14 protein-coding genes are annotated in these 20,033 nt (G+C 34.0%); 3 read left to right on the top strand and 11 right to left on the bottom strand.

Features of this window, described 5'->3' with window-relative positions:
* Positions 1–113 precede the first annotated feature (113 nt).
* The 10 genes from ACFOZ1_RS02860 to ACFOZ1_RS02815 all read right to left on the bottom strand — a co-directional run bounded on the left by ACFOZ1_RS02860 (position 114) and on the right by ACFOZ1_RS02815 (position 16,680).
* Positions 114–2,735, bottom strand: coding sequence for a cation-translocating P-type ATPase (locus ACFOZ1_RS02860; protein WP_390195640.1), 2,622 nt, complete (start codon positions 2,733–2,735; stop codon positions 114–116).
* Position 2,736: 1 nt separating this feature from the next.
* A complete protein-coding gene (locus ACFOZ1_RS02855; protein ID WP_390195638.1) occupies positions 2,737–4,056 on the bottom strand; it encodes a hemolysin family protein in 1,320 nt (439 codons plus the stop codon).
* A 139-nt stretch (positions 4,057–4,195) separates the two neighbouring features.
* Complete coding sequence (locus tag ACFOZ1_RS02850) at positions 4,196–5,650, bottom strand: ABC transporter substrate-binding protein (RefSeq protein ID WP_390195635.1); 1,455 nt, start codon at positions 5,648–5,650, stop codon at positions 4,196–4,198.
* Between the two features lie 47 nt (positions 5,651–5,697).
* A complete protein-coding gene (locus tag ACFOZ1_RS02845; RefSeq protein WP_390195633.1) occupies positions 5,698–6,699 on the bottom strand; it encodes a carbohydrate ABC transporter permease in 1,002 nt (333 codons plus the stop codon).
* A 19-nt stretch (positions 6,700–6,718) separates the two neighbouring features.
* Positions 6,719–7,573 carry a carbohydrate ABC transporter permease gene (locus tag ACFOZ1_RS02840; protein ID WP_390195631.1) on the bottom strand — a complete coding sequence of 285 codons (855 nt, stop codon included), beginning with the start codon at positions 7,571–7,573 and terminating at the stop codon, positions 6,719–6,721.
* On the bottom strand, positions 7,570–9,936 hold the full coding sequence (locus tag ACFOZ1_RS02835) for a DUF5696 domain-containing protein (protein WP_390195628.1): 2,367 nt from the start codon (positions 9,934–9,936) through the stop codon (positions 7,570–7,572). Before ACFOZ1_RS02835 ends, ACFOZ1_RS02840 begins: the two co-directional genes overlap by 4 nt.
* Positions 9,923–11,962 (bottom strand): YIP1 family protein, encoded by a 2,040-nt coding sequence (locus ACFOZ1_RS02830; RefSeq protein WP_390195625.1) that lies wholly within the window; start codon positions 11,960–11,962, stop codon positions 9,923–9,925. Before ACFOZ1_RS02830 ends, ACFOZ1_RS02835 begins: the two co-directional genes overlap by 14 nt.
* Positions 11,963–11,970: 8 nt before the next feature.
* The gene (locus tag ACFOZ1_RS02825) at positions 11,971–12,840 is read right to left on the bottom strand and encodes a carbohydrate ABC transporter permease (RefSeq protein WP_390195622.1); all 870 of its coding nucleotides are present in this window, start codon (positions 12,838–12,840) and stop codon (positions 11,971–11,973) included.
* 46 nt (positions 12,841–12,886) lie between these two features.
* A complete protein-coding gene (locus ACFOZ1_RS02820; RefSeq protein ID WP_390195620.1) occupies positions 12,887–13,771 on the bottom strand; it encodes a carbohydrate ABC transporter permease in 885 nt (294 codons plus the stop codon).
* A 14-nt stretch (positions 13,772–13,785) separates the two neighbouring features.
* Positions 13,786–16,680 carry an extracellular solute-binding protein gene (locus ACFOZ1_RS02815; RefSeq protein WP_390195618.1) on the bottom strand — a complete coding sequence of 965 codons (2,895 nt, stop codon included), beginning with the start codon at positions 16,678–16,680 and terminating at the stop codon, positions 13,786–13,788.
* A gap of 342 nt (positions 16,681–17,022) precedes the next feature.
* Here ACFOZ1_RS02815 and ACFOZ1_RS02810 point away from each other — a divergent pair, with 342 nt between their 5' ends.
* Positions 17,023–17,925 carry an ArsR/SmtB family transcription factor gene (locus tag ACFOZ1_RS02810; protein WP_390195616.1) on the top strand — a complete coding sequence of 301 codons (903 nt, stop codon included), beginning with the start codon at positions 17,023–17,025 and terminating at the stop codon, positions 17,923–17,925.
* A gap of 301 nt (positions 17,926–18,226) precedes the next feature.
* Here ACFOZ1_RS02810 and ACFOZ1_RS02805 read toward each other — a convergent pair whose 3' ends face one another.
* On the bottom strand, positions 18,227–18,586 hold the full coding sequence (locus tag ACFOZ1_RS02805; protein ID WP_390195613.1) for a response regulator: 360 nt from the start codon (positions 18,584–18,586) through the stop codon (positions 18,227–18,229).
* Positions 18,587–18,795: 209 nt separating this feature from the next.
* Here ACFOZ1_RS02805 and ric point away from each other — a divergent pair, with 209 nt between their 5' ends.
* On the top strand, positions 18,796–19,494 hold the full coding sequence (gene ric, locus ACFOZ1_RS02800; RefSeq protein WP_390195611.1) for an iron-sulfur cluster repair di-iron protein: 699 nt from the start codon (positions 18,796–18,798) through the stop codon (positions 19,492–19,494).
* Between the two features lie 179 nt (positions 19,495–19,673).
* On the top strand, positions 19,674–19,973 hold the full coding sequence (locus ACFOZ1_RS02795; RefSeq protein ID WP_390195608.1) for a HesB/YadR/YfhF family protein: 300 nt from the start codon (positions 19,674–19,676) through the stop codon (positions 19,971–19,973).
* Positions 19,974–20,033 lie beyond the last annotated feature (60 nt).

The raw sequence follows: 20,033 nt of genomic DNA, 5'->3' as shown, positions 1-20,033 counted from the left end.
CTTCAATTCGAATCATTAATCTATAGAGAATAAGGATATCGAGTAGGCCTATAGAATAACAGAAAAGATGCGGTATGTACTAAGCATACATGCCACATCTTTTTTTCATAACATTATTTATTTTTAATCATTTTCGCTATTTCCATTAAGATCATACTTCCTACCGCAAGTCCAAATGCAATAAGGATTTCATTCCATCCAAATGCTTCTGGAATATGGAAGATTTCTCTTGCGAATGGCATGATTGTTACACTATATAATACAAAACCAACTAAGACCGCTCCAATCACATACTTATTACTGAACAATCCAGCACCAATTGCTGTTTGTACATTCGAACGAGCCGGAAATGTTTGTAACGTTCGTGCTAAGATTAATGTTGTAAATGCCATCGCCACACCCATGTCATCAGAATGTTGCAAACCGATATAATGAGAGACAATTACCGCAATACCTATAAATAAACCTCTAACAATAACAGATCTTAATGTACCTCCAGCAAAGATTCCTTCATCAATATTTCGTGGTTTTCGTTTCATTACATTTGGTTCTGGTTTTTCCATACCTAGTGCGATTGCAGGTAAAGAGTCGTTAACTAAGTTAATAAAAAGCAATTGCAAAGCTGTAAATGGGTTTGCCCAATTCATGATTACAGCAAACATAATCGCTATAATTGCTCCTAAATTCCCTGCAAATAAATACGCAATCGACTTTTTAATGTTATCAAATACCGTTCTACCCACACTTACTGCCTTCACAATGGAAACAAAATTATCATCTGTTAGAATCATTGCAGCAGAATCTTTTGCTACATCTGTTCCACTGCCCATTCCGATACCGATATCTGCTTGTTTTAATGCAGGTGCATCATTTACTCCATCACCCGTCATCGCAGTAATTTGATTTTTTTTCTGCCATGCTTTTACGATTCTAATTTTGTTCTCAGGGGATACACGTGCATATACAGAAATTTTCTCTAACTTTTGATCAAGTTCATCATCTGTCATTTTATCAAGTTCTTTCCCTGTAACAGCAAGGTCTCCTTCATTCATTAGACCAATTTCACGTCCAATTGCTTCAGCAGTTGTCTTATGGTCTCCTGTAATCATGACAGGTTTTATACCCGCCTTTTTCGCTTCTTCAATCGATCCATATACAGCATCACGTGGTGGGTCCATCATTGCAGTAAGTCCGATAAGTGTAAAATCATGCTCATCTTCTAATGTGATTTGCTGATTTTCTTCTAATTCTTTAAACCCAAATGCTAAAACCCGTAATGCTTGTTTAGAATAAGACTCATTCTGTTCCTTTAACTTCTCTAACCATTCGGGATTTAATTGTTCCACAGTGCCATCTACTAAAATAGAAGTGGCTTTCTCTAACATAACATCAGGTCCACCTTTAATTAGCATGATTCTCTTTCCATCTATCTCGTGAACCGTTGACATCATTTTGCGATCAGAATCGAAAGGTAATTCTGCATCTCGCTTATAGTTTTCTCTAAATTCCTTATAGGATTCCTTCTGATCTTCAACGAATCGGATGAGTGCAATTTCAGTAGGATCCCCTATTTCATTATTGTCTGCATTAATATAGGAATCATTACATAAGGCTGCTGTTCTGAGTAACATTTTCTCATTCTCTCCTAGTGTGTCTTCAAATGGATGACTGACACCAGGTAAATAATAATCTGTTACTGTCATTTGATTTTTTGTTAAAGTACCAGTTTTATCCGTACAGATGACACTAGTAGAACCGAGTGTCTCAACAGCTGGTAGTCTTCTAATGATGGCATGTTGTTTTGCCATTTTATTCGTCCCTACAGATAATACAATCGTTACAATAGAAGATAATGCCTCAGGGATTGCAGCAACTGCAATTGCTACAGAGAACATTAATGCATCTAAAACGGCTTTTGTCATGTCTACGTCTGCGCCACTTAACCACAATCTACCTACTTGTACTGCAAATATAACTACACAGATTAACAATATTGCAATACCTAACTTCTTACTAAATGCATCTAATTTGCGTTGTAATGGTGTCTGTTTTTGTTCCGCTGTCTCAATCATTTCTGCTATTTTACCAATTTCGGCTTTTTCACCTGTTGCTGTAACGACAAACGTTCCGCGACCATTTACTACAAGGGAACTACTAAAAACCATATTTCGTTGATCACCGATAGATACTTCATCATCAATGATTCCGGTAATCTTCTCAACAGCATCTGATTCCCCTGTTAACATACCTTCATTTATTTTTAATGATTCTGCTTCAATTAATCGTCCATCTGCTGGAATATAGTCTCCCGCTTCTAATTTTACGATGTCCCCTGGAACTAATTCTCTTGCCATGATCGTGGAAGTAGTTCCATTACGTACAACTTTTGCTTCAGGTGCTGACATATCTCTTAACGCATCTAATGAGCTCTCTGCCTTTTTTGTTTGTACGACGCTAATAATAGAGTTAAGTAAAATAACAAGGAAGATAATGACTGATTCAATTACTTCACCCAATATTAATTGAATAACTGCTGCAATAACTAATACAATCACCATTGCATCTTTAAATGTTTCTAAAAATAATTTCCATGTTGGCACTTTTTCCTTACTAGCAATTTCATTGTATCCTTCTTCTTCTAACCTTTGTTGAACAAGTTGATCAGATAACCCTTCTGTTTTCTTTACATCAAATTGTTCTAATACTTCTTCCTTAGATTGTTGATATGTACGCATGCTACTCCTCCTTCGGCCCTGTAAGAACTACATTAACTTTCTCTATCCTTAGATTTGAGACTTCTACTATTTGAAATTCTACACCATTATATGTAACAATGGGTTGCTCACCTTCTTTAGGTATATAACCTAATTGATGAACAAGGAAACCATTTAATGTTTCAAATTCATCTGATGGTAATGCAATAGAAAATGCATCCTCTAATAAATATAAATGAGCGGTTCCTTCTACTTCATAATGATTCTTTTTAATCTTCTTCACTGTCAACTGCTCATCTTCTCCAGGCAAGTGATGTTCACTCATTATTTCTCCAACAATCTCTTCAATCATATCTTCTATTGTAATCAATCCATCAATCCCACCATATTCATCTACAACCATTGCAATATGAACGTTATTATTACGCATGTCGCGAAATGCGATGTCAATCGGTTGCGATTCTAAGACAAAATATGGTTCTCTCAGTAATGACTTACTATCAAAATGATCCTTATTCATTCTAATAATAGAAACGATATCCTTCATATGTAATGTTCCTATAATATTGTCCATACTATCTTCATATACAGGAAAACGCGTAAATCGTTTTTCATTCATCAAAGTTATAATCTCATCAAATGAGGCATGAATATTTATTGCACTAATTTCTGTACGGTGTGTCATAATGTCAGATACTGTCTTGTTGTTAAATTCAAAGATGTTATGAATCATTTGTTTTTCATCTTGCTCAATCGTTCCTTTTTCACCACCTATATCTACAAGCATTCGAATTTCTTCTTCATTCGCCTCTTCTTGCTTGGCATTTGGATCGACACCTAATAGTCTTACGATTCCATTCGTAGAAAGATTCAATATTTTCACAAAAGGTGTACTAATTTTAAATAATAATGTTAATGGTGTGACCACTTTATATGCAATTGCTTCTGCCTTTTGTAAAGCTAGTTGCTTTGGAACTAATTCTCCAATCACTAATGTAAAATAAGATAGTAAAATAGTGATTACAACAACAGAAATGGTTCTTAATAAACCTGGTGCAACTGGGACGCCAATTGAAACAAGCCAATCAGACAATGGGTTGGCAAAACTATCTGCAGCAAATGCACTTGCTAAGAATCCCGCAAGCGTAATTCCGATTTGAATGGTTGCCAAAAATCGCCCAGGCTCATTCAATAGAATTTGAAGCTTCACAGATTTCTTATCTCCTTGATCTGCACGTTTTTTTATTTTATTATCATTTAATGCTACTAAAGCAATCTCGGATGCTGCAAAAAAAGCATTAATAAAAATTAAAATAATTAATACAGTAATAGCAAACGCCATACTTTTTCACCCACTCATTAAATTGTTTAGTATTGTTATACCCTAATTTGTTGTTCATACAACTACATTTCACACAATTTTTTTATAATTTCACAAAAAAAAAACATCCGTCCAAAAATGAACGAATGTTTTTTAAATCTTAATAGAATAATTCTGCTAATGCATCTTCTCGATATTTATTTGCTTGTTCTGTTAAATCTGGCGCAATATCGTGTGCATTTACTTCCCCGTTAACAATTGCTGCTTCTACATCACCGAATTCTCCACCAAAGTATACTTCATCAAGGAATGTTTGGAATCCTGGTTGTGCTGCTCCACCAAGTGGAATTGGGTGTTTCGCACGTTGTAAGAAATCATCATAGTAATGGCTTTCTGGCAATAATGCACGTAAACCATCCCATGTTTCTTGATTCTTGATTAATGGTAAACCATCTGGGTGATCGAACACTAAGTTACCATTCTCATCTTGGATTGTTTCAAATGCTTCTAACTTCGCATCCCAACCTTCTTTACCCCAACCAAAGAATTTTAGTAATTCATATGCTTCACGTGGGTGTTCTGTTGCTGCAGATAGAGCACCAAAGTCAATAAACGCTGGTTTATTTTCTGTTTCTGCATTGTCACCTTTAGGTACTACGTAAGGAACCCATTTGATTCCTTTATCAACAAACTCAGGTGTTGCAAATAATCCATTTGTCCACCATGCATCTAATTGCATTGCAAGACGTCCTGTACTTGCTGCCCATAGTAATCTGTCACCAAATGCAGCTTCTGCTTCATCTGTATCAAAGAATGGTGCATGAACACCACTACGTACATATTCAGCATGTTGTGTTGTCGCTTCTGCCCAATCTGTAGTTAAATCATAAGACTCGCCGTCCCATCCAAATTCACCTGTACCATCTTGATTCACAATTGGAGCCATAGTAACTAATTTAGTAAATGTATTATAACCATAAATACCTTGTTCAGGAACTGTCATTTGTTGCATTAAATCAATCATTTCACTATATGTCCAATCTGGTGAAGGCATATCCACATTTAATTTCTCGAAAAGGTTTTCATCTAAGAAAATTGTGTATGGATAATAATTTGCAGCAGCTGCAAGTTTTCTTTCTCCATCAAAATAACCAACATCTACTACTGTGTCTAATAAATCACTTGTTTCAGGGTCTGCTTCAAAGTATTCTGTCATGTCACCTAACCATGCATTACGAATTGCAATATCCACATTTCCTAAATACCAAAATACATCTGGTAATTCGCCAGTACTTGCTAAGTTCGTTAAATGATCATTCCATCCTTCTTGCTCAAGTGTCACTAGTTCAACAGTAATGTTTGGATATTTCTCCATGAACTTATCTGCTAAGAATTGATTAAGTTCAGGATTTGCCCATGATGCATAAGAAAGCGTAATTTCTTCCTCTGTCATTGGTGGCAATTCTTTTGCTTCTCCTTCACTTTCTGATGATTCTGTTCCACCATCATTGGCTGAATCTGCTGGTTCATCACCTGAATCATTGGAACAACCTACAGCAACCATCAACAGTAACAACATTGCTGCCAAAAGACTTACTATCATTTTTTTTGACATTTTCTTTTTCCCCCATTTCTTTTAATGAAAAATTTATATTACGGTGCTTATTCACCGGTAATACCAGTTCGATCAACACTTTCCACAAAATATCGTTGTAAAAAGAAGTAAATAATTAGTAATGGTAAGATACTTATAACCGTACCTGCCATTTTGATGCCCTCGTTAATCTTGTTCGGACTGTTCTCTGTTACAGGATACATCGCTTCATAATTTGCTTCGAACTGTTGTAACTGTAACAAAATCGTTGTGATATCTGTTGACTTACTTGTTAAATACAGTGTTGTTAAGTACGTCTCATTCCAATACCACACAAACGAGAATAGAAAGGAAACGATAAATGCTGGAGCGGCCATTGGAATTGCGATTTTAAAGAAGCTAATCAGCTGTCCTGCTCCATCCACCTCTGCCGCTTCATAAAGTGACTTCGGTGTTTGTTTAAAGAATTGATAAAAAATTAATATGAAAATGGTGCTATTAATCCCTTGTCCTAATGCAGCAGGAATCCAAAATGCGTTTAATGATCCAGTTAAACCTAATTCACTAAATAGGCGATATGTTGGCATCATTAATATTTGCGGTGGGATTATAAAGCTAAATAACATGAATCCAAATAACACTTTTTTTAATGGGAATTCAAATCTCGCAAACCCATAACCTACTAATGAAGCTACTGCTACTTGGAAAACAGTAGGTATAATCGCAATTAAAAAGCTCCCTACTAATGATGAGCGAATATTCATTACAGAAAATGCTTGCTCATAGTTTTTTGTATAGAATGTCGATGGAATCCACCGAACAGCTGTATCTAGTAAATCACTTAATGATTTCATACTTGTAACAAACATATGAATCATTGGATATAAGTAAACAAAACCAATACACAGTAATAATGTATAAATGACAAGCTTTAACAAAAAGCCTTTGCGATCATTAAAACCAAATAGAAAGCGTGCTAGTTTAGCTTTAACTAATCGCCACTTTTCACTTGGTGTAATTTCTTGATTACGAATCACACCAATAACGCCTGTTCCTTCTTTCGTAGCCATTAGAATTCCCTCCTATTTATCAAAATGCTCGCTTGGACTTTCTTTCGCGGAAAGAAAGGAAAATTACAATTAGCATAATACCGATGATAATCGCATACATCCAAGCCATCGCAGAAGCGAATCCATATCCTCTAGTTGCATTAAACATATTACTGTAGATCAAATTAATAATTGGATTTTGTCCACTATTTGCTAATGCAACAAGTGTGTATACCATATTGATTAATATGATTGGTTTAATTGTAGGTAATGTAATCTTCCAGAAACATTCCCAACTTGATCCACCATCGATTTTCGCTGCTTCATATAAACTAGGATCTATTTTCTGTAATACTGCTAAGAAAATTAAAATTTGCACACCGGAATACCATAATATAATGATAATTTGGTTGAATAACCCTGCAATTACATTTGCGATGAACATCGGGAAAATTTGAACTAACAAACCTACAATTGTATCTTGATTTACCATCGGGATGGAAGTAGCCCCTTGATCAATTAATTGATTTATTACAGGGCCACTTGCAACAATTACAGGTAAGAAAAAGATGGTTCTAAATGTTCCTTTAAATTTCACATTTTGATTTAATAACATTGCCATAATCAGTGCGAATACAACAATAACTGGTACACGCAATATCGTATTCATGAAAAAGGCAAGTAATTCTTGTAAGAAGAACATATCCTTTAACCATACATCTAAATAATTGTTCAATCCGACATAGCGAAATTGTAATCCAACTGGAGTAATTCGCATGCTATTCAAACTGTAATAGAATGATTGAATCATTGGCCATAGTACAAAGATTAGAAATCCGATTAACCATGGTAAGATAAAGAGATAGCCATATATAGTTTGTCGTTTTAATTTCACTGTCCTTGCACCACCTTATATGACATTCCATCAAGTTGAATATCGTCTATTTGCTGTGATTCACTATGGTAATTGATATATACAATTGCTCCATTGTCATAACTTACTTTCGTTACTTTACCGTTACGCTCATGATTAACAATCATTGCCTCACCAATTACTTCATGTACGCTTTGCAATTCCTCATAATAAGAAGGAATCATCTCTTCATATCTTTCATATTGTGAGCTATAAATATTAGACGAATTCGTATTCTTCAGCTCAGCTGGATTTTCATGTGTTATATAGAAAGAAGGATTGACACCTTGTTCTACTAACTGCAAGAAAAATTCCTCCTGATTCGCTTGGAAATTTGTATATTCCGCATACATTGGCACTAATCCTTTTAGTGTTAATGCAATAAAAGGAATATCTTCGTCTGTAAATACATAGTTAGATGACTTTGTTGGTAAGTCGACTATTGCATTTGTCTTATTCCATAAATAAGCAAAAGGTTGTTCTAGCAACAAATTAAATATGTCGTTATATTGTGAGATAATTGTCTCGTAATCATTTTTTGTAGTGATTCTATCAAATTCTTTACTACCATCACTGTAAGAGAATAAAGTATTGGAAATACCGCTTAGCATCACATTCTCTATCGACTCACTTGTATATTCTTTTTCCATCTTATTGAGTAATTCAATAGTCGATTTAGGATGTAAGTAATTGAAAGATTCGTATACGTTACCATGTACTTCGTCTTCATATGCACGCTTATTGAACTTTTTCATTAATTCGTATTTTGTATTAGTTAATTCTTCCATATTAATGCGAAGAGCATCTTGATATACATATAAATCAATGCTATTTTTCTTAGCATTTTCAAGTAATTCTTGAATGGACATTTCATCATCTAATGCAGATTCTGGGTTGAAAGATCTGACCGGTAATCCACCGTATAGTCCACCTTCTTGCCATCCTTTATAGATAGATAAAATATTTCCTACTCCATTTTTTTGTAAGTCTTGTAAAATCGTATTTGCTTGATCAAATGTAGTCATTGGAACATCTTGTTTCATAATCAATCCTTGTTCTACTTCTGTACCAAGAAAATCGATTCTCGCTTTAAATGGTGTGTCTTTGTCTGTGACTAGATTATTCTCTAACAGGTACTCTCTGTAATTGCTTGCTAATCCCATATAATTTGCATTTTCTCCAGATACAAATTGGTAATGGACTTTAATATCAAAGTCATTTCTATTCTTTTGGCGGACAACCATTGTACCGCTATCTTGACTTGTTGGTTGATTATATACTTGACGATAAATGAATTTTGAAGTAATCCAGTTATATGGCAAAATAGCCCCACTAGGATACGCTTCGATTTTTGCACTATACTCTCCTTCTTCAATAATTCCTAAATAACCAATCTCTGAATCTGTTTGAACCATGCCGAATATTGGTGCTAAAATCTTTTCTGGATCATTAAATGGATCCATTCGATTAAACAAGGAAAGAACATAGGAATCATCAATTCCAACATTACCACCATAAACCATTTCTGAGTATGGTTGCTTATACTTGCCATCATTGTCTTTCAAATGAATTAATGCCCCAGATCCATCAGGAATGAACATATATCCCTCTCGTTCACCCAATTGAGAGTAACCTAGGAATGGATACACATAAAGACTTGCCATTTTGTATTTATCCGAGTTTTCTTTAATAGAATCTTTTGGAACGTCGACTGTAATACCTTTTTCATTTAAAGATACTTTTACTTCAAACGATATCTCTAACTCTGGATATTCAATTTGTGCGACAAACCCATCAGATTCTTTTGTAATTGTTTTTGTTGGATTTTGAGAATACATATCTGCTCTATAAACAACAATATTTGTATCCACTAAATATTCCATCACAATTCCCGAACGAGTGAAGTTCTTCCATGACTCATTACTATCAATCGGATTTTTCACCGTGGAATACATCACAGCTCCAGTCGATTTATCACGAATAATTAGTGATAGATTCTCTTCATTTACATACATTTCTAATTTGTTGTTTTCCACATAAAATTTGTGTCCATCAATTTCATCTTGTTTAGAAGTTACATATTCTGGACGTTTCTCTGCACTTAAGTCTTCATCTACTACTTGCTCTGGCTCTGGTTGTGCAGGCGGTTGCTCTGCTCCTTCTTCTGCGCCCGCATCTGGAGCTTCTTCTGTCGGTTCCTCTACAGGTACAGTTGGAGCTTGTGGTGTGTTAATCGATTGATTCGATTCATCACTCTGAAATACTAAGTATAGGAAGCCTCCAGTGATTGCAAGAAATAATATTATTTTTATGATAGTTCTCGGCTTCAATTTAGCGATTTTCAAAACGATACACCCCCTCATTTACAAGCGATACAACAAATTGAATCATTTGTAAAACAAGCACATACACGATAAATAACAGAAGTACTGCAATTAAAATCATGAATAATGTTAAGAAAATGATTTTAATTGTATCTCTAATCGTATAATCATTAATTTCTTTAATCATTACAAACAGCAAGATACCTACCCACACGTATATAATGAAATTCGCCAAATTAAGTAAGTACGCTTCATTAAATGTTAAAAAATTACTTAGAATAATTAGAAATGGTTTAAAAATAAAAAATGGTGCAAATGCATAAATAAAACTTATAAATACATGTTTAAACTTACCTTCCCCGTCGTTAATCGTACAAATTAAGTAATGACTAACAATAACAAGTAAGAATAGGAAGAAGAATCCTACGAAATCCATTCCTAAACTGAATTCACCTTCTCTTACATAACGGAAAATAAATCCTGAATAATACTTTTCTGCTACGAATAAAACAAATAGTATACCTAACCAAAAGATTGCTGATCCATAGCTTGCTTTATTTTCATGTTGAATACTATAATAACTGTCAATTGGATGCCTAATTAAATTCTTAATGAAAAGAACATTTTTTATAAATTTAAACTCGTATTTCTCATTTACTCGATTGCGTACTTGTTTTTTCCATTCATACTTACGATTTAACCATCCTAATATTTTCGCTAGAATAAACCACGCTATTAAGATATAAATGAAATAAATTACATTTTCACGCATCCATTTATTTCGCACTTCCCAAAAAGCATCGGAATAGCCTTCTTTATACTTCGCTTGTCTAAAAGAATCTAATGACAAATTGTAATTCTCTTCTTTAAAATAGGCTTCTCCAAGACCTAAATGTGCAAAGTCAAATAATCCATTTAAGCGGATTACTTCTTGCCATGGTTCTTTACTTGCATCGTAATCTCCATTTTGATAAAGTTCTAGACTTTGATGCACAAGGTTTGCAAATTCTGTTGGTTGAAAGATTTGAATTTGATTTTTTTCTGGATCAAGTGCATAGATTTGATTGTTTTGATCAACAGCAATGGCAGAAATTTTGCTAAATAAACCGACACGTTGTCTTCCATCATCTTGACCACCAAATACAAATAGTAAATTCCCTTCACTTGTATATTCATAAATAAAGCCATTTTCACCTGCGACGAATATGTTTTCGAGTGATCCAATTTCTACAGATACAGGGAAATCATCATATACTGCAGCATCTAGTATATTTTTACCCGCAACATTTAATTTACGAATTCCTTCTACTCTCTCCCCTTGCGAAACAGCATATACCAGACCTTTTTCGTCAATATTCAAGTTCTTTGCAGTTGCTGGTACAGAATCAATCATTTTAGATAATTGTTCTTCTGTAAATATTGCTTTGCGAAATGCTGTTAATGGTGTAACAACTGTTTGGTTTGGTGCGAAATACCCAATGAACTCCCCATTGTTCGCATTGATTTGAATAATACCATTGGAGTTCCCTCTTGAAATAACATAGACGTTATCTCGTTTATCGACTGCAACCTTCTCTGGAACAAATGTTGCCTTCTCTCCAAATAATATACTTTCAGGTCGCTCAAATTCTTGTAATAACTCCCCTTCCAAACTAAAAACAAATACTTTCGTAGCAACTTCATCTGCGACATATACTTTATCATCATGAGATAAGAATATACCTGTTGGCTTTTGTAATACACCTTCTCCAAATGTTCGTACAAGTGTACCGTCTGATTTTCCAACTAGTATACGTTTATTTCCAGTATCCGCAATATAGATATTTCCATCTTTACCTATCTTCATGTCTGCTGCCTGAAGAAACAACTCTTCATCAAATTTCACGATTGTTTCTCTTACAGTATAAGCTGTTTGTGTCTCTACATACTGTCCGTATCCATCTTCAGTAAATGTCTTGTATGCTGTATTTGCTAAAGCTGGTTCAAACGGAAGAAGTAGACACAACAACGTAAGTAGGACAACTATTTTCTTTTTTATTTTTTTCATCATTACACCTACTTTAATCCCGAATGTGACATCGTATTCATTACTTTACTTTGTAAGATAATGAAAAGAATTAAGTTCGGCACAAACATTATTAATGCAGCAACAGCAGCCATTCCTTGTCCAACTACTACATTTGTCTCCACCGCTAATGTGTTCATAAAGAATGCCAATGTTCGCATATTCTCGCTCGTTGTAAATAAATTCGATGTTTCTAAATCGTTCCAAACTAATTGAAATGCTAGTATTGCAGCAGTAGCAATTGCTGGTTTTATTAATGGAAGAATAATCTTATAGTAAATCTTAAAACTCCCTGCCCCATCAATAACTGCAGCTTCAATTAATGAATCTGGTATCTGATCAATAAATTGCTTAATTAAGAATAATCCTACAGGCATCGCAATTAATGGAAAAATATGTGCAAAATACGTATCTTCAATGCCTAAATAAGAAATTGTTAAATATCTTGGAATCATTACTGCGATTGGAACGAACATTAATGCTGCAGTATTGATTTCAAAAATCGCCTTTTTACCAGTAAATTTCTTTTTTGATAATACATATCCCGCTAAGGAAGAAATGAAAACAGATAGAAATACAACCGCTCCTGTGACTAGTAAACTATTAAATAAATATCTACTTAGTGGTATCCCAGATGTATTTGCTAGTTCGAATAAGTTTTCAAAGTTCTCAAATGTTGGTCTAATAACAAAGAACCTCGGCGGGAAAGCGTATAGCTCATCCAATGGTTTAAATGCATGATTGATAATAAACAAAATTGGTAAAAGCATAAAAATCGCAAAAGGAATTAAAAAGATATAGAATTTCAGCTGACTTTTCTGAAATTTCTTTGGGTTTATCCCACTACTTTTAAAAGCCATATCAACCTTCCTTTCTTCTCTATGTCAGACAGTTTCATGTACTTATTTATGTTGATTCACTAAAAAGTTTTTTAGAAATGTATGAGAATAAATAAATGATTAAGAGTAGTACAACAGATAACGCTGCTGCATAACCCATTTCAAATCGTATAAAACCATAATCTTCAATATGATTGACAATCAGTTGACCTGCATAGGAAGGCGTTGGATTTGCCCCAGTCAACTGCACCCCAATGGCTCCTGTGGAGAATGTACCCACAATTGCCATTACTGCTCCAAATAACATTTGCGGTTTCATCGAAGGGATCGTAATATAAATGAGTTCTTGGAAACGGTTCTTAATCCCATCAATTGCACCTGCTTCATACAATGTCTCATCCACGTTCAATACACCTGCAAGCATTGCTAAAAAACCAACTCCCATACTGCTCCATAATGCAACGATAATCATAATTAACAGTATGTATCTAGTATCTTGTAGCCAAATAATTGGTTCTGTAATAAAACCCCATTGCATTAAAATGCTGTTCACATAACCTGCCTGGTTTCCACTAAAAATAACTTTCCAAACAACCGCCATTGCCACACCTTGTGTCATGGATGGTGAATAGAAAATCAAAGCTAATATCATTCGTGGAACTGGCGTCAATTGCGCTAAACACCACGCAAGTAGGAAGGATAAAATATATCCACCAGGGCCAACAATTAATGCGAATAGTACTGTATTTGGCAACACGTATTGCATAAAAATCTCATCTTGTGTTAGTAGATTGATATAATTGAGAAACCCTACAAAGTCAGGTTTCTCAATTGTATTAAAATTTGTGAAAGACAAGAATATAGCAATAACAACTGGAACTACGATAAATAATGTAAACATTAAAAGATATGGGAGCAAAAAGAGATACGAACGCTTATTGTCTGTTTTCATTATTTGCCCTCCGTTTACTCAGTATTTACTTCTGGATTGTAATATGGTTCGATTAACTCCCCATTTTTCATAAATCCAAACTCTTCTAATTTTCGAATTGTTTCTCTATTTACACGTTTGCTTGCCAAGTCAATTGCTGTTCGTAAATTCTCCCCATCTAAAACAATAGAATTGTACGCATTACTTAATTCACGCTCTAACATATAACTTCCTGGTACCCTCGGAACTTCTGTAATCCACTCAGCTTGTTGTAATACCACTTCTTTATGACTTGTAGACCATGGTAGACCGTTATATGCTTCTACATTTGCTGTATTCCACATATATTCTTCCCCATACGTTGTTTGCAATGAATTACCAAATGCAACTTGAACATCTGTACTCGCCCACCATTTTAAGAATTCCCATGCTGCGTCTTTTTTATCTGTATCTTTAAAGATGATATTGCTTTCTGCACCACCAGTAGACCAACGTTCAATCTCACCATCTTCATTCTCTACACCTGGTACTAGTGCTATTTCCCATTGATTCGCAATTTCAGGTGCTGCATTTAAAATAAGGTTGTACATATAATAATCCGATATCCCAATAGGAATAGATCCATCACGGAATTGCTGATAAAAACTAGGTACATCATATGGTGCATTGTAAATTGTGAATAATTCTGTTAAATCTCTAACACCATCAATGGTTTCATTTTCATTTAATAGTGTTCGATCAATTGTTTCACCATAAAATCTTCCACCATTTTGATAAATAATTGGCATGGTACCAGCGAATATCTTCATACCTGGCATCCCTGCTGTCGGATAAAAGAAGTTCATCCCTTTTCGTTGTAATTCAGGTAAATATGTTCTTATTTGTGCAACGGTTTCTGGTACTGGTAACCCCAATCGATCTAAAATATCCTTACGATAGAACATCACCCAAAAATTCATCGTATCTGGTAGCGCATACACTCCACCTTGTACAGTTGCTGGAATATGCATTCCTTTAGGGAAAAGTTCACTGACTTCTTCAAAACCTTCTTGTTCACTTAAATCTAGTAATGCACCACGAATGGCTACTTCAAAAGGAAGTGCATAGTTCACACCAAGCGCAACGTCTGGAGCTTCCCCTGCCGCATTCGCTAAAATCAATTTGTTCTGGTCTGGCATTAAAGATAAATCTACTTTCATACCAGTCATAGGTGTAAATTGTTCATCAATTAACTGTTGCATGATTTCTACATACTGTCTCGGACGGTTCACCCATACTTGAAGGTGATCTGGGTTAATATTATTCACAGAGTAGTCTTGATCACCAAAAGATTGAAATAATCGTTTGACACTATTCCATTGTTTTTCTACAAACCCAACTCCGACATCAATATCATTTTTATCTTGAAAGAAATATAATTTATCAATAGCGATTCCATTATTGTTCATCTCTTGTAATAAATTACCTAGATGTGCTGTGATTGAATTTGTTCCAGTGGATAATTCGTTTTTACGAACAACGAGTTCATCCACATCCTCAGCAATACTTCTCAGTTGTTTTTCTGCAATAACTAATGAAGAAAATGCGCCTATCTCCTTTACACTAGGATTAAACTCTTTTACTTCTTTATAAAGCGTATTCATTTGTTCTGCCCATCGAATAAGTAAATCTTCAATGCCTGGAATATATTGCTCAATATCTATATCACGATTTTTATCTACACTTGGACCGACTAAATTCGTCAATTCTAGTGATAATGCCTGAATTTCTGCACTAATTTGTTCAACTTCTTCAATTGTTGACTTAATTGGAGACATACTTATTTGTAAACTTAAAGTATGTGTTCCTTCTTCTAAATAAATTGGTAATTGTTTTTGATTATGACTAAATACCATCGTTTGGTAACTGGTTGTATATTGGATAGGATAATCCTTTAATTCTTGATAAGGAATTTTACCATCAACTAACACGTTTACAAAGACAGGAAAATCCGGCTTTGAACTTTGATCATAATGAGACCCTAGATAATAGTACCCACTTTCTTCCACATCAAACTCAAATGTAACCTTCTGTCCTGCTGTTTTGAATGACCCTGCATCAATATGATTAAGTACGATATTATCAATATTGTATGGCGTTAAATCACTATTGTACGCACCAGCAGCACGAATTGCAGAATCGTTTTTATATGTATGCTGCTCAGCCTCTATCTCAATATAATTGTCCCCTGAGACATCTTCCATTTCTACGTTTGCTAATTCATTTGTTCCTCGCAAAACAACTTGTTTAATTGACAAATTTCCTTCAGTTAAACGTAAGTTCAATTTGTTTTCACCTTGTTTAAGTTGAATAAGGAATGGATCACTATCTCTGTAACTCGAATCAATCACAAATTTTGTTTGCCATTCATCCACCTTTATCGGTTGAGGAATAATTTCATTACCGTACTTATCTTTACTTAGCTCTTCTGGATTTTTCCATTTACTTTCAAATACTACGTTTCTTAATTCATAGAACGGAATCTCTCCATTCACTTCTAATTCCAATTGAGATGGCAAAACTTGATTTCCTTCAATAAGGTACTCAAAACCAATTTGGTAGTAAGCTGTCTCTGGCGCATCCACAACAAGTTCTACACCACTTAAAGGTTCAATTTTCAACACATCTCCTTGAGGACCGTTTTCAACCAAACTGTTATCTGATAATAAACCGCTTACATTGTTGTATATAATAGGCTCTCCATTATATACTTTAAAATCATCTGACGCGATGTACGAGCTATATTTCTCATCTAATAAATTCACGTCTCCAACAATGTCATCAGCAGTTTGTTGCTCCGCCCCCTCAACTTGTACTGTCATGTTACCAATAAACACAATCCAAATCGTTAAGGAAAATAGAATGAATCGTAGTACATAAGTAGGATTCATTGCAACCACCTCTGTAATATTCTTTTATAAAAGGATAAATATGTTACTATTTCCTTTCACCTTAACTTAAATATACATACAAGTTGAATTCTAGTCAATAACTTTTTTATAAATCTTATTTCTCTCTATTGACTTTAATTAACTTATTCGTTAATCTCATGAATATAGAATGATTTAAAGAGTTTTCTGTATAATTCAAATCCAATAAACAGCGTGTTTCTAGTCTCCATTTGGATTTTTATTACATACATAAAAGTTAATTACTCAGATTATTTTTGTGTAAATTTTTTAAAAAAATATTAGATTATTTTATAAACAATAGAAAGAAGTGAAGTGAAGCGTATGCAACTAGAAATAAATAAGGAATCATTACCTGTATATGAAGCATTAGCAAGCGAGGTGAGGCTACATATTATTCAATTATTATCAAAAAACAAACTGAATATTAAAGAATTATCTGAAGCATTAGGAATTAGCAGTCCTATAGTAACAAAACATGTGAAGAAATTAGAAGTTGCTGGTATTATCAGAACTGAGAAAATTCCTGGTAAGTCAGGCTTACAAAGAATTTCGATTCTCAAAGTAGATTGTATAGAGATTAACTTTCCAGCTAAGATATCCCAATCTTATGCAACATACGAAACATCCGTACCAGTTGGACATTTTACCAATTACCATGTCGTACCTACATGTGGAATAGCAACAACAGAAGATATTGTAGGTACATTGGATGATCCAAGATTTTTTATGGATCCAAAACGTGTGGATGCGAGGATTCTATGGTTCACTCAAGGATTTATTGAATACAAATCACCTAATTTCCTTCGGGAAGAAGATGAACTTCAACAAATTGAAATCAGTTTAGAATTAGCATCAGAAGCTCCACTATCTAATGATAATTGGCCGTCTGATATCACATTTAGTTTAAATGGCTTAGAACTAGGAACATGGGTTAGTCCTGGTGATTATGCGGATAAACGAGGAAAATTCACACCAGATTGGTGGCCGCCAATTATTAATCAGTATGGATTATTAAAAACACTTAGAATTACATCACATGGTACATACATGGATGATGAGTTACTCTCTAAGATGACGATTCATGACATAAATACAGAATCAGATGTTTGGAATTTGAAAATGGAAGTAAAAGAAGATGCATCCAATATTGGTGGTGTGACTATTTTCGGAAGAGAGTTTGGTAATCACAATCAAGATATATTATTCAAAATTTATTATTTGTAAAGAAAATAGAAAGAAGAAATTAGGACAATAGATTTCTTCAACTACAAAAATCCACTTCCTACTCTATTGGTTCCTTTTTCCTGAAAAACCACTTTTCCAAGCGATTTGCGCTTAGGAAAGTGGATCTTCAGAAAAAAGCCCATGGAAAGGGAGTGGAATATATGCACACGAATCATTTCACACAATAACTAGTTATAGTGGTGTCGTATCATCATTTTATTTTAAATCAATACATGTAGTATCATTCGCGTTTTGCATTAATAATACCCTAGCTCTACTATATTCATATATACATCGCTTATCATTCATCATCTATCTTATTTAAAATATTCACTAATCCTTGAAAATGTGGTTTGATAATAAAATCTTTTGCACCTAGTTGAATTGCTCTTGTCACATTATCTCTAGTCGCTAAAGAGGAAGAAATAATGACATTTGCATTTGGGTTTAGTTCCATAATTTTCGCTAGTGCATCTAAACCATTCGATTTAGGCATCACAATATCTAAAATTACAATATTCGGACGCAGTCTTTGATATTGCTTTACTGCGTCAAGACCATTTATTGCTTCACCAATGACTGTATAATCAGACTTCTCTACCAATCGTTTAATCCATTTACGCATAAAAGCTGAGTCATCAGCAATTAATACAGTCCGCATATTTTTTACCCCTTTGAATTACGTATTCTTTCATGCTGTTAGTCTCTTTATTTTACTCTAATTTACCTCCGTACGAAAGAAAATTCGAGCAATTTCTACAATTTTTTATGTATCGACAATTAATTTTATAGAAAATGTGATATCAGTCACAATTTCATTCTAAACTTTTCGTTATAGTAAGGATAGATTCCATAAAGGAGGAAAACAATATGAGAACATTCGAATTACATGATACTCCAGCTGATATAGTAAAGTTATTCCCTAAAGCAAGTGATTATTTCAAACAAGCCAAAATAGATTTTTGTTGTGGAGGAGATGAGCCACTACAAACAATAATTGCAAAAAAGAAGAAAGCAATTGATTCAGATGCGCTACTTGAAACAATCAATTCATCCTATAAACAATGGATTGATGCAGGTAATACCCACACAAATTGGGATGAAGTAAGTAATTCTGATATCATCGATCATATTATGAGGAATCATCATAACTATTTACACGAAGAATTATTACCTTTAAGTCAATTTGTTACAAAAATCTACCGTGTGCATGGTGGACATCACCCACACTTAGAACAGCTACACAGACTTTTCCATACATTCAAATTAGAAATGGAAGCACATTTAATCGAAGAAGAAAGAGACTTATTTCCATTAGTAAAAGAATATGAAGAAACGCAAAATCCAGAAATCAAAGCGAAAATTATTAAGTTAAATGAAACAATGGAAGAAGACCATGACCATGTTGGTAATATTCTAAAAGAGATGAATGAAATTACAAATAGCTATGAATTACCTGAAGGTGCATGTAATTCTTACCGCATCACATACGCCAGGTTACAAGAGTTAGAAAGTAACACATATGAACATATCCATTTAGAAAATAATATTCTATTCAAAAACTTCTAATGAATTCTTAAATCTTACAATCCGAACTATTCACGCACTGAAAATAGTTCGGATTATTTTTAAACTTATCACGAAATACAAGAAAAATTCAACATAATAAACAAGCTATTTGTGTAAATTTATTAAAATAGGGTATTCTTGTTACATAGAAGTATTTTTTAGATGAGGAGATGTTTTGGATGGAAATTAAAGTTTCTGATCAAGCATTACAATGGTTTAAAAAAGATGTAGAACTAAAGCAAGGAGATACAGTGAAATTTCAAGCAAAGTACGGAGGATCTAGTCCCATTCATGATGGATTTTCACTTGCATTTCAATTACACGAACCAGCTAAAAACGCAATAGCTAAAACAGAAAAAGATGGAATTACATTTTTCATCGACAACACAGATGAATGGTATTTCAAAGGACACAATTTACTTGTGGAATATGATGAGAAACTTGACGAAGTATCTTATGAATATGAAGAAATAAATTGAGCAGACAATAAAATACTTTCACACTATTTATGATAGAATAGTATGAAATAGATGGAGCAC

Source organism: Gracilibacillus marinus, assembly GCF_042651725.1.
GTDB classification, from domain to species: Bacteria; Bacillota; Bacilli; order Bacillales; family Amphibacillaceae; genus Gracilibacillus; species Gracilibacillus marinus.
This window is presented reverse-complemented; position numbering and strand designations above follow the sequence as displayed.